The 13,906-nt window shown below is 52.0% G+C and carries 11 protein-coding genes and 3 tRNA genes; 12 read left to right on the top strand and 2 right to left on the bottom strand.

Annotated elements, in window-relative coordinates; translation table 11 throughout:
• Positions 1–18 precede the first annotated feature (18 nt).
• The 12 genes from ABYK60_RS10945 (at position 19) to gloA (ending at position 9,871) form a co-directional block, all read left to right on the top strand.
• Positions 19–94 (top strand) — tRNA-Asn (locus ABYK60_RS10945).
• A 22-nt stretch (positions 95–116) separates the two neighbouring features.
• Positions 117–192, top strand: a tRNA-Asn gene (locus ABYK60_RS10940).
• A gap of 29 nt (positions 193–221) precedes the next feature.
• Positions 222–297 (top strand) — tRNA-Asn (locus ABYK60_RS10935).
• Positions 298–449: 152 nt separating this feature from the next.
• Positions 450–2,369, top strand: a complete 1,920-nt coding sequence (locus ABYK60_RS10930) for an EAL domain-containing protein (RefSeq protein WP_372872058.1) — start codon at positions 450–452, stop codon at positions 2,367–2,369.
• A gap of 97 nt (positions 2,370–2,466) precedes the next feature.
• Complete coding sequence (gene rsxA, locus ABYK60_RS10925) at positions 2,467–3,045, top strand: electron transport complex subunit RsxA (protein ID WP_372872057.1); 579 nt, start codon at positions 2,467–2,469, stop codon at positions 3,043–3,045.
• Positions 3,045–3,614 (top strand): electron transport complex subunit RsxB, encoded by a 570-nt coding sequence (rsxB, locus tag ABYK60_RS10920; protein ID WP_372872056.1) that lies wholly within the window; start codon positions 3,045–3,047, stop codon positions 3,612–3,614. The genes rsxA and rsxB overlap by 1 nt, the downstream gene beginning before the upstream one ends.
• Entirely contained in the window at positions 3,608–6,028 is a 2,421-nt protein-coding gene (gene rsxC / locus ABYK60_RS10915; protein ID WP_372872055.1) for an electron transport complex subunit RsxC, read from the top strand. Before rsxB ends, rsxC begins: the two co-directional genes overlap by 7 nt.
• Before the next feature lie 2 nt (positions 6,029–6,030).
• Positions 6,031–7,077: an electron transport complex subunit RsxD gene (gene rsxD, locus ABYK60_RS10910; RefSeq protein WP_372872054.1), complete on the top strand. Its 1,047-nt coding sequence runs from the start codon at positions 6,031–6,033 to the stop codon at positions 7,075–7,077.
• A gap of 9 nt (positions 7,078–7,086) precedes the next feature.
• Positions 7,087–7,734: an electron transport complex subunit RsxG gene (rsxG, locus tag ABYK60_RS10905; protein ID WP_372872053.1), complete on the top strand. Its 648-nt coding sequence runs from the start codon at positions 7,087–7,089 to the stop codon at positions 7,732–7,734.
• Positions 7,727–8,425: an electron transport complex subunit E gene (locus tag ABYK60_RS10900; RefSeq protein WP_372872052.1), complete on the top strand. Its 699-nt coding sequence runs from the start codon at positions 7,727–7,729 to the stop codon at positions 8,423–8,425. The genes rsxG and ABYK60_RS10900 overlap by 8 nt, the downstream gene beginning before the upstream one ends.
• Positions 8,426–8,501: 76 nt before the next feature.
• A complete protein-coding gene (gene nth, locus ABYK60_RS10895; RefSeq protein WP_372872051.1) occupies positions 8,502–9,143 on the top strand; it encodes an endonuclease III in 642 nt (213 codons plus the stop codon).
• 317 nt (positions 9,144–9,460) lie between these two features.
• On the top strand, positions 9,461–9,871 hold the full coding sequence (gloA, locus tag ABYK60_RS10890) for a lactoylglutathione lyase (protein WP_372872050.1): 411 nt from the start codon (positions 9,461–9,463) through the stop codon (positions 9,869–9,871).
• A 57-nt stretch (positions 9,872–9,928) separates the two neighbouring features.
• On the opposite strand, the gene ABYK60_RS10885 is transcribed toward gloA, so the two are convergent.
• Together ABYK60_RS10885 and ruvB are read right to left on the bottom strand one after the other, a co-directional pair.
• Positions 9,929–12,439: a TonB-dependent receptor plug domain-containing protein gene (locus ABYK60_RS10885; protein WP_372872049.1), complete on the bottom strand. Its 2,511-nt coding sequence runs from the start codon at positions 12,437–12,439 to the stop codon at positions 9,929–9,931.
• A gap of 454 nt (positions 12,440–12,893) precedes the next feature.
• Complete coding sequence (ruvB, locus tag ABYK60_RS10880; protein ID WP_372872048.1) at positions 12,894–13,898, bottom strand: Holliday junction branch migration DNA helicase RuvB; 1,005 nt, start codon at positions 13,896–13,898, stop codon at positions 12,894–12,896.
• Positions 13,899–13,906 lie beyond the last annotated feature (8 nt).

Here is a 13,906-nt window from a genome sequence, read left to right as displayed (position 1 = left end):
TTCAAAGCGAAAATCTGTTCCCCTGTAGTTCAGTCGGTAGAACGGCGGACTGTTAATCCGTATGTCACTGGTTCAAGTCCAGTCAGGGGAGCCAACTTCACAAGCGAAAAATCTGTTCCCCTGTAGTTCAGTCGGTAGAACGGCGGACTGTTAATCCGTATGTCACTGGTTCAAGTCCAGTCAGGGGAGCCACTTCGCACTATCCAGCAATACTTCTCGATTCCCCTGTAGTTCAGTCGGTAGAACGGCGGACTGTTAATCCGTATGTCACTGGTTCAAGTCCAGTCAGGGGAGCCAACCTTGCTCGTGCTACACTCCTTCCTTTGATTATGTCGATGTCGCAAATCCCGTTGATTTGGATTTTGTTTTCACAGAAAACTGGTTAAACTTTTCTTTGCCTGACAGTTTCTTTAACTAATATTCAGTAAATGGCGTAAACGGAATTCATCATGAGTCTGAGCAGAACCTTTCCCTTCGTGCTGATTTTACTTTTTGGCGCTGCAATCGCCTGGATGTACTTGATCAGCGACAGTCAACTTCAAGAAGAAGGAAAACGACTCAAAGAGCGTTATCAACAAACCTCAGTCAAATTAACCGATTGGAGGGGGGATGGCAGCGCGCTTTACGATGCAATCAGTGCTGATATTAACCTGCAGTTCTTCCAGTACACAGATAATACAGATGGTTCCCGAAATCTTACCAAAGGTCAGTTGCAACCGTCGGCTGACAGCGTGCTCATAACTCTTTTTCCTCTTGAGATCAGCGATACCAAGCCCCTTCCCGAGGGCAGAGTAATGCTGAAACTTGATGTCAGCGAAGCGCGCAGCAAAGTTGCAGTAGCTTTTGGCGGGCATTTAATGATTCTCACAGGTTTGATGACCTGCGCATTGACACTATTTTGGGTAATATCCGCGCTGTTTTTACGCAACATTCGCTATGCTGCCGAATTTATTCGTGCCATCCCTTCACTCAGCTTCGCGCCACCGGATCAATCCAAGCTGCGCGCTGAACTAAAACCTCTTGGTCAAGCATTGGAAGACTGTCGGATTGGTCTTAGAAACAAGATTGACAGCCTGCAATTGGAAAACGAAAAGCTTTCCCGAGCCGCATATCACGACCCCATCACCGGATTTGGCAGTCGTACACGTTTTACCCGAAAATTGGATGAAATAGCCAAAAGCCAAAAGGATTTAATCGGTTGTCTCGCCATGGTCCATGCAACAGAATTAGGCACTATCAATCAGCTGCAGGGACGTACTGCTGGCGATGATTACCTTGCTAAGGTAGCAGGATGTTTACGTAGGGTTTGCACGCAATTCCCTGATGCGGAATGCTTTAGAATAAGCAGTTCCGATTTTGCTATTTTCCTGCCAAATCTGATACTGAAAGACGCAGACAAGTTTCTTGAACCATTAAAAACCTTATTGGATGAATATCAAAACAGCACCAAGGTCGATTCTGTGGCTTATACCGGATTGGTTCCTTACACCAGTGGTATTGATCCCGTAAATTTACTGAGCCTGTCTGATGCAGCATTGAGCATAGCGCAAACGCTTGGGCCTAACAGTGCACATATACTTGAAGAATTCGCCGAGGACATGGAGGTAGGCGACAATCGCTGGCAAGTTGCCATTACCGACATTATTCAACGTCGAGCGGTGCGCTTTTTTCAACAACCCATCCAACCATGTCGCTCAGAAGTGGAAGTATACCGCGAACTGTTCGCCCGCTTTTATAACGACGAAGGCAAAGTCTTACCTACTGCCACTGTCATTGCCATGGCTGAGCGGCACGGAATGGTTGTCGATTTGGACAAATTGGTGATAGTTGCAGCGGTTAAAACCTTGCTAGAGCATAAGCAACTGTCTGGGTCTTTTGGTGTTAACATCAGCGCTGCGTCAGCCACCAACGAAAGCTTTGTCGGTTGGCTTAAAGATTTACTGATAAAGCACAGAACAATCGCAAGCCGCCTGGTACTGGAAATCAATGAAAGCGGCCTTCAGTCCAATATGCATGGCTGCTTTAAATTTATTCGTGAAGCACATGGTGTAGGTACCAGAGTGTCTGTAGAGCGATTCGGTATGGGCTTTACTTCCTTTAAATTTTTCAGGGAAATCAGACCGGATTATATCAAGCTTGATGCCACTTACAGTGAAGGCATTGATCAGGATGCCAACAATAAGTTCTTTGTGCGCATGATTATCGATATTGCACGCCGGATCGGTGTACGGGTAATAGCCTGCGGTGTTGAACGCCAGGAAGAAAAACTGACCCTGGAAAAACTCCTGGTCGATGGACTTCAGGGATATTACATTGCCAAGCCCCGGGACTTAATCCGTACTCCTGACAGTGAGCAAGTCTCTGAGTAAATTTGCGACCACTGAGGTTAACCCTGCTTTTGATATGTTGTTAATGCCATTCAAAAAGCCGATAATACCGAGCACAGACCGCTAATGTTTTTTCGCGATGAGTGAATATCTTCTGTTGTTGATCGGTACCGTGCTGGTCAACAACTTCGTTTTGGTAAAATTCCTTGGGCTTTGCCCCTTTATGGGGGTATCAGGCAAACTTGAGTCCGCCATTGGCATGTCCATGGCGACAACCTTTGTACTGACACTGGCCTCAATATTGAGTTTTCTGGTGAACCAGTATCTGCTGGCACCTTTCGATTTAACCTATCTGCGCACCATGAGCTTTATTCTGGTAATTGCCGTTGTGGTTCAATTTACTGAGATGCTGGTGCAAAAAACCAGTACCACCCTGCATCGGGCGCTGGGCATATATCTGCCGCTTATCACTACCAACTGTGCGGTGCTCGGGGTTGCCCTTTTGAACATTAACGAGCAACACGACTTCCTCGAGTCTGCTATCTACGGCTTTGGCGCTGCTGTTGGCTTTTCGCTGGTATTAGTGCTCTTTTCTGCCATGCGTGAACGCCTTGCCGCCGCCGATGTGCCTGTACCTTTTAAAGGCGGCGCCATCGCCATGATCACCGCAGGTTTGATGTCACTGGCCTTTATGGGCTTTACGGGGCTGGTGAAATAATGTCGGGAGTCGTGTTAGCCATAGTTGTGCTTGGGGTGCTGGCGTTGGTGTTCGGCGCCATTTTGGGCTTTGCTGCCGTCAAGTTTAAAGTAGAAGGTGACCCACTGGTTGACCAGGTCGAAGCCCTGCTGCCACAAACCCAATGCGGTCAGTGCGGTTACCCCGGCTGTCGCCCTTACGCCGAAGCCATTGCAGGTGGCGATAAAATCAATAAATGCCCTCCCGGTGGCACTGCCACCATGGAAAAGCTGGCCGAGCTGATGGGCGTTGAACCCGAGCCACTGTCTGCCTCCGAAGAGCAGCAGGTAAAGAAAGTCGCCTATATCCGTGAAGATGAGTGTATTGGCTGCACCAAGTGCATTCAGGCTTGCCCCGTGGATGCCATCGTTGGCGCCGGTAAACTCATGCACACGGTGATCACCCAGGACTGCACCGGCTGCGATCTTTGCGTTGAGCCCTGCCCCGTAGATTGCATCGACATGATCCCCGTGGCTCAGGACATTAAAACCTGGAATTGGAAACTCAGTGCCATTCCGGTTATGCAGCTCGAAGAGGACAAACCGTGCTGACGCTTTTGGAACAACTGGATAAAGGTACGCTTTGGCGCTCTCCCGGCGGTATCCATCCCCCTGAAATAAAAACCCTCTCCAACGGCACGCCCATTGAACGGTTGCCGCTGTTTAAAGAGTATTTAATTCCTCTGCCACAAGTGGGTGAACAAGCGACGCTTGCCGTGGAACTGGGCGAAAAGGTATTGAAAGGCCAACCGCTGACCAAGGGTCAGGGCTTTGGGTATCTGCCGGTGCATGCGCCCACCTCAGGCCTGGTCAAGGCCATTGAGGCCCACCCCAGCAACCACGCCTCAGGGCTGCCGGTACTGACGCTGGTGCTGGGAAGCGATGGCGAAGATAACTGGTGTGAGCTTGTGCCCGCAACCGTGGATGCGCTCAGCCCTGCCGAGATGGTGAAAAAGGTGCAGGAAGCCGGCATTGCCGGAATGGGCGGCGCGGCTTTCCCAAGCCACATCAAGCTAAGCCCCGCCAGTGAAATCGAATTGGTTATCGTCAACGGTGTCGAGTGCGAGCCTTATATCACCGCCGATGATCGCCTCATGCGCGAACATGCCGATGCGATTCTTGGCGGCGCCGAAATTGTGCACCGCATTCTTGGTCCCAAGCGCATTATTATCGCCATTGAAGATAACAAACCTGAAGCTGCCGACGCAGTGCGGGCCGCAATCAGCCGCAGCCATTTGCCCGCAGGCACAGCCCGGGTAACTGTGGTGCCTACCAAATATCCGTCCGGCGGTGAAAAGCAGCTTATTCAAATCGTTACCGGCCAGGAAGTTCCATCAGGCGCGATTCCGGCGCAGCTCGGCATTCTGGTCCACAACGTGGGCACCCTGTTTGCCATTCGCGACGCCGTGCTTGAAGGTAAACCCTTGATTGAACGTGTAGTCACGGTTACCGGTAATGCAGTGTTAAAACCCGGCAACTATTGGGCACTGATTGGCACCCAGGTACAGGATGTGCTCGAACACTGCGATTTTCGCGCTGCTGAAGCACAAAAAGTGATTATGGGCGGTCCAATGATGGGCTATACCCTCCCCAACACCCAGGTGCCGCTGCTTAAAGGCAGCAACTGTATTCTTGCGCCCAATGGTCTTGAAATCACCGAAATGCCGCCTGAAAAACCCTGTATTCGCTGCGGCGAATGCGCGGTTGCCTGTCCGGCTATGTTGTTGCCACAGCAACTCTTCTGGCATGCAAAGGCCGAAGAGTACGATAAGGCTGAGAGTTATAACCTTAAAGATTGTATCGAATGTGGCTGCTGCAGTTATGTCTGCCCAAGCGACATTCCCTTGGTGGAATACTACCGGGTTGCCAAGGCGGCCATTCGCCAGCAGACGGATGAAAAGCGTAAAGCGGAACAGGCCAAGGTTCGTTTCGAAGCCCGCTTAGCCCGTCTGGAAGAAGAAAAAGCCGCCCGCGAGGCCAAGGCCAAAGAGGCGGCCGACAAGCGTAAGGCCAGCATGGCCGGCAATGAAAAAGATGCCATTGCCGCAGCGCTGGCGCGGGTTCAGGCCAAAAAGGCGGCTGCAACCCAAGCGGCTGACGTCAATGATGCCCAGTCGGCGGTAAGCGCCAATACAGCCGCCAGCGCCGATAAAGATCCCAAAGCGGGCGTAGCCGCGGCGATTGCCAGAGCCAAAGCGAAAAAAGCGGCCCAAGCACAGACACAGACACAGGTTAACTTAGCAACCAGCAGCGAAAATAACCTTGATGCGGCAGCTGCTGCTAACCCTGAAACATCCGCTACCGATCCCAAAAAGGCCGCTGTGGCTGCTGCTATTGCCCGAGCCAAAGCCAAAAAGGCTGCGCAGGCACAAGGCAGCATCGCTACCAGCACTGACGACACTGCTGATGTTGTGGTTGATCCTGCGAAGGCAACACCTCAAGAGCCTCAGGAAGCATCTGCGGCAGATCCGAAAAAGGCCGCGGTGGCTGCTGCCATTGCCCGAGCCAAAGCCAAGAAGGCAGCGCAGGCACAGAGCAGCGTTGCTACCAGCACTGGCGACACTGCTGATGTCGCGGTTGAAACTGTAGACGCCATGCCTGCAGAGCCTCAGGAGGCACCCCCTGTCGAGCCGCAAGAGCCAGCTGCCATAGAACCCAAAAAAGCCGCCGTGGCTGCTGCTATTGCCAAAGCCAAGGCGAAAAAGGCCGCTCAGGCAAAGGCCGCTGAAAAGCAAAGTGCAGATAACGGGTCTGATGTTAAGACCGGATCTGACTCTCACTCTGAGCCCAGTGATGCCTCACAGCCAGAGGGTAAAGACACAAAGCCGGAAGCAGAAACCGCGACCGCTCAGACAACACCAGAGCAGGCATCTGAACCCATGTCGGCCGACGAACTGAAAAAAGCCCGTATTGGCGCCGCCGTTGCCAAGGCGAAAGCGAAAAAGACTGCCCGGGAGCAAGACTGATTATGGCGTTTAAGATTGCATCATCTCCCCATGTACGCAAAGACCTGCAAACCTCCGCAGTAATGCAGCGGGTGATCCTCGCAGTGTTGCCAGGGCTGGCAGTACAATGCTACTTCTTCGGCTGGGGCAGCTTTATTCAGGTGCTTCTCGCACTCACCACGGCACTCGCCTGCGAAGCCATGGTGCTGAAACTGCGAAACCGCCCGATTGCCGATACTCTGAAAGACCAGAGTGCAATTCTCACTGCCATTTTGCTCGGCGTTGCCATTCCTCCTCTTGCCCCCTGGTATCTGGTGGTGATTGGAACCCTGTTTGCCATCATCATCGTTAAGCAATTGTACGGCGGCCTGGGGCAAAATCTGTTTAACCCAGCCATGGCGGCCTATGTGCTGCTGCTGATTTCCTTCCCGGCCTTGATGAGCGTGTGGGCGGCACCAGCCACTCTTGCCCAACAGAGCGCGAGTATCATTGATGCCCTCAACGTAATCTTTAGCGGCGTTGGTGCCATTGACTACGCCATGGGCATCGACGGCATGACCATGGCAACCCCACTGGATACCTTGAAAACGGATCTCTCCATGGGTTTGACCGCGTCCGAGAGCCTGCAGAAGCCGCTGTTTGGTGGCGGCAGTACAGGTGAAGGCTGGTTTTGGGTCAATCTTGCCTACCTTGCCGGTGGCATTTTCTTGCTGGCGACCAAAACCATCCGCTGGCATATCAGTACCGGCTTCCTCGGTGCACTCTTTATTTGCAGCCTGTTTGGTTTTGGTGTGTCGCCAGACACCCACGCCAGCCCAGTCATGCAATTATTCAGTGGTGCCACCATGCTGGCGGCTTTCTTTATCGCAACCGACCCAGTTACTGCGGCAACCAGCCCCCGTGGACGCTTGCTGTTTGGCGCGGTGATTGGGGTGCTGGTGTATGTTATCCGAACTTTCGGCGGCTACCCCGATGGCGTGGCCTTTGCGGTGCTGCTGGCCAACCTGTGTGCGCCCCTTATCGATTATTACATCAAGCCGCGGGCCTATGGCCATCGTGGCAGCCTGTAGGAGACTAGGATGAAAAAATCCATCATCAAAAACAGTCTTCTGTTGGCAGGGTTTGCCCTCGCCTGCACTGGTGCAGTTGCGCTGGTGAATGAGGCAACCAAAGATAAAATCGCCGAACAGCAGCGGCTTGAACTCACCCGCATTCTGCATCAAATCGTCCCGGACGAGCTGCACGATAACGACCTTGGTGCCAGTTGCATTCTGATCACTGCGCCAGAAGCCCTTGGCAGCGGCGATGCCATGCCTGTGTATCTTGCCACCCTCGGCGGCGACCCCGTGGCTGTTGCCATTGAGACCAATGCTCCCGATGGTTACAACGGCAATATCCGACTCATCATAGGTGTCGATACCGCCGGCAAGGTGCTTGGAGTGCGAACCCTCAGTCATCAGGAAACACCGGGCCTTGGCGATAAAATTGAGCTGCGTAAATCAGACTGGGTGCTGGCTTTCAACGGCCGGGTATTTGAAAGTGGCAACGACAGCAACTGGAAAGTGAAGAAGGATGGCGGCGAGTTCGATCAGTTTACCGGCGCCACCATTACCCCAAGGGCCTATATGAAGGCCATCAGCCGAACCCTTACTCTGGTCAGCAAAGAGCAGCAAGCCTGGTTTGAAAGACCCCTTGGCTGCGATGCAGGAGGCGAAATCAGTGAGTAATTTCAAAGAAATTGCCTGGCAAGGGCTTTGGAAGAATAACCCCGGTCTGGTGCAGCTTTTGGGCCTGTGCCCACTGCTTGCCGTTACCGCTACCCTCACCAACGCCCTGGGCCTCGGCCTTGCCACTGTTGCCGTGCTTATCGGCTCCAACGTGCTGGTGTCGCTGGTACGAGACTATGTACCCAAAGAAATCCGTATTCCGGTATTTGTGATGATCATTGCCGCGCTGGTAACCGTAGTACAGTTGCTGATTAACGCCTATGCCTATGGCCTTTATCTGTCGCTTGGGATCTTCCTGCCGCTTATCGTCACCAACTGCGTCATTATCGGCCGCGCCGAGGCCTTTGCCTCCCGCAATGGTGTGGCTGCCAGTGCCTTTGATGGCTTAATGATGGGCGTGGGCTTTACCGCCGTGCTGGCCGTGCTTGGCGCAGTGCGTGAAATCCTAGGTCAGGGCACCCTGTTTGATGGCGCGGATCAGCTGCTTGGCGACTGGGCGCTGTCGCTCAGAATCGAGCTTTGGCAGGTCGATAACAGCTTTCTGCTGGCTATGTTGCCGCCGGGCGCCTTTATCGCCATGGGGCTGCTGATCGCCGCTAAAAACGTGATTGATGCTCGCATCGAAGCCAAAAAGCCCGTGGTAAGTTCGCCCGAAGCTATTACCCGCGCCCGCATTACCAAGGTTGGCTGATAGCAAAGCACCTTGATGGCGCAAAGACATTGATAAAAATCAGACAAACTAACGTGTGAAAGAGTAAGGATAAGTCGTGAATAATCAAAAGCGTGTTGAAATTCTGACGCGTCTTAGGAACAACAACCCCAAGCCGGAAACCGAGCTTAACTTTTCCACACCGTTTGAGCTGCTGGTCGCGGTTACTCTGTCTGCCCAGGCTACCGATGTCAGCGTCAACAAGGCAACCGACAAGCTGTTCCCTGTGGCCAACACCCCGAAAGCCATAGTGGATTTGGGTGTCGATGGGCTGAAGGAGTACATCAAGACCATCGGCCTTTTCAACAACAAAGCCATCAACGTGGTGAAGCTGTCTCAAATTCTGCTGGATAAGCACGGCGGCGAAGTGCCGGAAGACAGAGACGCGCTGGAGGCACTGCCGGGCGTTGGCCGCAAGACTGCCAATGTGGTGCTCAACACTGCCTTCGGCTGGCCAACCATCGCAGTGGACACCCACATTTTCCGCATGGCCAATCGCACCAAATTCGCCCCTGGTAAAAATGTGGTGGAAGTGGAAGAGCGGATGCTGAAGGTGGTGCCGGCCGAGTTTAAAGTCGACGTCCACCACTGGTTTATTCTTCATGGTCGCTACACCTGCCTTGCGCGAAAGCCTCGCTGCGGCAGTTGCATCATTGAAGATTTGTGTGAATTCAAGGACAAAGTTTACCCTGACGAGTAAGCTGGGAAACCTTACACGAAAAACGCCGCAACTCTGTATTCAGTTGCGGCGTTATCTTAAATATTCAATTCAGGACATCGAGCTTGCAAATGCGGCAAAAAACAGCCCAATAACAGCAAGGGTCCCCACAGCCATTTTCAGTTCAGTTTTCATATTGTTCTCCCTTGGTGAACCTTCACTGCATTATCTGCTGGCAAGAATGCTTTAGCCAACATTCCACCGCTAAACTGTGAGTTTGCTCTAATTAATAGTATGCCGGATAGCCCCTGCATTTTTGTTATACTGGCCGCCGGAACATATCGTTTAAGGAACCCCAAATGTCTCAAATTCTTCATACCATGGTTCGGGTTGCCAATCTTGAAAAGTCCATCGCCTTCTACACCGAAGTGCTGGGCATGAAGCTGCTGCGCACCTCCGAAAACCCCGAGTACCGTTATTCACTCGCCTTTGTGGGTTATGGCGAAGAAGCCAGCGGTGCCGCAGTGATTGAACTTACCTGGAACTGGGACACTGACAAGTACGAATTGGGCACAGGTTTTGGGCATATTGCCATTGGTAAACACGACATCTATCAGGCCTGTGAAGATATCGCCAAGGCCGGTGGCAAAATCACCCGGGCACCCGGTCCCGTTGCCGGTGGCACAACAGAAATCGCCTTCGTCGAAGATCCCGACGGCTATAAAATTGAGCTGATTCAAATGAAATCAGCCATGAAAGGGCTGGGGTGATCGAGAGCTAATCAGTAAATAAAAAAGCGCCTTAGGGCGCTTTTTTATTTATACCTATCAGAACTTCACTGTGATACCGCCATAGAACTGGCGGCCAATGGTGTCGTATACCTCAGGTACTGTGCCGGCCTCGTTGCCGCTGGCAATCATCTGTGGATCTTCATTAGTCAGGTTTTTAATACCCAAAGTCGCACTGATGCTGTCGTTGATATGGTACATACCGGAAATGTTGTGGTAGAGCACTGCGTCAGCTTTATCCCCATAATTGATATCTTCCATGGAGCCAATCAAACGGTTGGAGTACATGATACTCCAGTCGCCCTGACCTGCCTGAACGGAGAAAGAATTCTTCCATTTGGCATAGCCCCCGAACATACCGCCGATGGTACCTGTGTAGTCGATTCCGTCCTGCTCAAACTTAACAAGGTAAGTCGTGTCATTGCTGACTTTCCAGTCCAGTCCCAAACCTTCAAAGTTATAAGCCAGGTTAAAGTCGATACCGCTGGTATCCTGATAACCCACGTTGGTCAATGGGTTGGTCAGGTTGGATAAATCGCCCTGTGGTGTGATGTTAAAGGTCTCACAGGCACTCGCATCGCCTGCAAAACAGGCATTCAACCCTGCCTGAACATCAAGACGGGATATAGCATTGTCTATTTTGAAGCGCCAGTAGTCCAGCGTTAGCGACATACCATCTATGTAGCTTGGGGAATACACCAGGCCTGCTGTAAATGACTGAGATTCTTCGGCCTGAAGGTTTTCATCAGAGGTGTAGTTCACAAGAATTTGCGGATCCTGCTCGTTACCCCAAGGGTCGTCCAGGTAGTCGTAAGAGCCTGTATTACCACCATACAGTTCGCTCACGTTGGGGGCACGGAAACCAGTGGCCGCGACACTGCGAAGCATCAAATCATCGGAAGCCTCGTAGGTTAATCCCACCTTCCAGGTGGTTGCCTGGCCGAACGTTGAGTAATCATCAAATCGCAGGGCAAACTCACCGGTGAGCTTTTCGGTGAATGGAATGCTGATCTCCTGGTAGATAGAGAACACATCATAATTACCTTCGGTGGGGTCTTGCTGTGCAGCTGTCCCCTCGCCTGCCACTATCACTGGATCCGGGTTGTAGTAACCGCTGTCATAACGGTATTCGGCACCCAGTGCAAAACTGACGGCTCCGGCTGACAAATCGAACAATTCACCATTGATCACCCCCGAAACCAGATGCTGCTCGTTACCACCATCGGTTTGCTCAAGGTAACTGATGTCATCAATGATGGCCGGAGTTAACGAGTCGCCACCAAACCAGGCATCCTGATCCGCATAGATAGATTGTTCCATCTTTTTGGCATTGATTGAGTTATGAACCCAGGTTTTTGCCTTATTGCGGCCATAGGTATAAGACAGATCCCAGTTAAAGCCGGTGTTGATGTCCATGGTTCCCGCAAGACCCACGGAAGCTCGAAGCGTATCTGTATCCTGTTCGTAAATTCGATTGCCCACATCATTGGTACGGCGGCGATACTCGACCCGACCCGTGTCATCAGCTGCAATACCGCCATCAATCATGGCCTGATCGAGAGTAATACACTTAGTTGGGTCTACGCCCGGCTGACCACACACATTCAGCATTACGGAGGCGGGCTGAGCAGCCATCATCTGCTCTGACTTTCGCTTGGTATACAGGATATCGCCCGTCAGCTGCAAATCGCCATCCAACTCCTGAGTCATATTGGCAAACAGGCTGTACTTGGTACTTGGTGTCTGTAACCAGCTGTCCTGGGTGTAATCGTAGCCATAGCTGCGATCTACCCAGTCGCCGTTTTCATCCAGCATTTTGCCACCCAGGGTGCCCTCAGGAATAAAGGAGCTGCCACCCTTTTGAACCCAGTCGCGGTCTTTTTGCATCACACCACCACGATCGGAATAAGACACACCGAAGGTGTAATTACCGCTGTCGGTGTTAAAACCGTACAGCGCTGACAGTTCGACGTTTTCGCCGTCGCCTTCGCCGGCTACACCACCGTTGACATCAAACTGAAAACCTTCGAAATCTTTTTTGGTAATAATGTTTACAACACCGGCAATGGCATCTGAGCCATACACAGCTGAGGCACCGTCTTTAAGGATTTCAACCCGCGCTATCATGGCCACCGGGATAGTATTAAGATCAACCGCACTATCGGCGCCAGAGCCTGAGTTCACCATACGCCGCCCATTAAGCAGCACTAAAGTACGGTTGGCGCCCATACCGCGCAGATCTACCTGAGCAACACCATCAGCGCCGTTGTTGGTTGTGCCGCCAACGGCCATACCCGCCATGGCAGGCTGTGCCTGAAGCAACTGATCCACAGAGGTGTAACCTTCGGCACGGATTGCAGAGGCATCGATTACCGTAACAGGAGAGGCAGTTTCCATATCCTGACGTTGAATACGAGAGCCGGTGACTGCAATGCGTTCTACCTCTTTTGCCTGAGTATCATCGGCAATTGCCTGCCATGACGCCGATGTTGTACCAGTTGCAATTAAGGCAGACTTGACTAACCATGCAATTCGTTTTGCTTTAAACATTTACTTTCTCCCTGCGAAGTTACGAACACGCCTGAAAATTGTGATAATTGGCGTTGCCACGATACTGTCCAAGCAGGGATAAATCGTCAAACTCTCAATGACATAACCTCATGTTATCAATGTAGCGCCCCGGTAGCCGCCATGTTTAGCCCCTTGAAGCCAAAAAGTTACCACCAAGTGAAGCCGTGCATTGTTATGCATTTATGCAGTTACATGCTGATACAAGCGGTTAAGCTTAATACCATGGCGAACCCGACACCTTTAACAATGTAAAATTCATTTACGTGACCTAGATCACATTAAATTTAAACGCATTGTCTTCGACCATGCTTTAATCGACAAAAAACCACTTCCGCTTACAGCCGTGTCATTGCGGCTTAACACTTTGGCAGTACCTAGTAATTTAAAAAAAAAGAGACCCTGAGGTCTCTTTCTTATGCACTGCGAAGCCTTGTTACTCAGGTTTTATCAAATCAAAATGGCTGTAGGCACGGGCCGTGGCAATCCTGCCCCTTGGTGTGCGCTGCACAAAGCCCTGCTGAATAAGAAATGGCTCAAGCACATCTTCTATGGTTTCACGCTCTTCGCCTATGGCGGCGGCAAGGTTATCCAGCCCCACAGGTCCGCCCATAAACTTGTCGATAATCGCCAGCAGTAACTTGCGGTCCATGTAATCAAAGCCTTCGCTGTCCACATCCAGTAAATCCAGTGCAGACTGAGCCACGGCACGGCTGATTGTCCCATCGTGCTTCACTTCGGCGAAGTCACGCACCCGGCGCAGCAGCCGGTTGGCGATACGGGGAGTACCGCGGCTGCGACGGGCAATTTCTTCGGCGCCGCCATCATCCATAGGCACGTTCATCACCTTGGCGGAGCGGGCAACAATGGATGACAGGTCGCGGACATTGTAAAACTCAAGCCGCAGGGGAATGCCGAAACGGGCCCGCAGCGGTGAGGTCAGCGAGCCTGCGCGGGTAGTCGCGCCCACCAAAGTAAAAGGCGGCAAATCCAGCTTGATGGAGCGCGCTGCCGGCCCCTCACCTATCATGATATCCAGCTGATAGTCTTCCATCGCCGGATAAAGAATTTCCTCCACCACAGGGCTTAAGCGGTGGATTTCATCGATAAAGAGTACGTCACCTTCTTCAAGATTGGTGAGCAGCGCCGCCAAATCACCGGCCTTTTCCAGTACGGGCCCTGAGGTAGATTTGATGTTCACTTCCATTTCGTTGGCAACGATATTGGCCAGGGTGGTTTTACCCAGGCCTGGTGGTCCATAGATCAGCATATGATCCAGTGCTTCGCCGCGCTTTTTGGCCGCTTCGATAAAGACTTTAAGCTGGGCGCGGGTATCATCCTGCCCCGTGTATTCATCGAGCAATTTTGGCCGCATGGCGCGGTCAATCACATCTTCCTGACCCAGATCCTGGGGCTGAATAAGCCGGTCGGCCTCAATCATGGTATTCC

The sequence above is a fragment of the Shewanella sp. genome (assembly GCF_041630135.1).
Lineage (GTDB): Bacteria > Pseudomonadota > Gammaproteobacteria > Enterobacterales > Shewanellaceae > Shewanella.
This window is presented reverse-complemented; position numbering and strand designations above follow the sequence as displayed.

Bases quoted from the DNA above. Each gene is read 5' to 3' on its own strand.
- ruvB (WP_372872048.1), bottom strand. From the start codon at position 13,898: ATGATTGAGGCCGACCGGCTTATTCAGCCCCAGGATCTGGGTCAGGAA.
- rsxB (WP_372872056.1), top strand. From the start codon at position 3,045: ATGTCGGGAGTCGTGTTAGCCATAGTTGTGCTTGGGGTGCTGGCGTTG.
- ABYK60_RS10930 (WP_372872058.1), top strand. From the start codon at position 450: ATGAGTCTGAGCAGAACCTTTCCCTTCGTGCTGATTTTACTTTTTGGC.
- rsxD (WP_372872054.1), top strand. From the start codon at position 6,031: ATGGCGTTTAAGATTGCATCATCTCCCCATGTACGCAAAGACCTGCAA.
- gloA (WP_372872050.1), top strand. From the start codon at position 9,461: ATGTCTCAAATTCTTCATACCATGGTTCGGGTTGCCAATCTTGAAAAG.
- ABYK60_RS10885 (WP_372872049.1), bottom strand. From the start codon at position 12,439: ATGTTTAAAGCAAAACGAATTGCATGGTTAGTCAAGTCTGCCTTAATT.
- rsxA (WP_372872057.1), top strand. From the start codon at position 2,467: ATGAGTGAATATCTTCTGTTGTTGATCGGTACCGTGCTGGTCAACAAC.
- rsxG (WP_372872053.1), top strand. From the start codon at position 7,087: ATGAAAAAATCCATCATCAAAAACAGTCTTCTGTTGGCAGGGTTTGCC.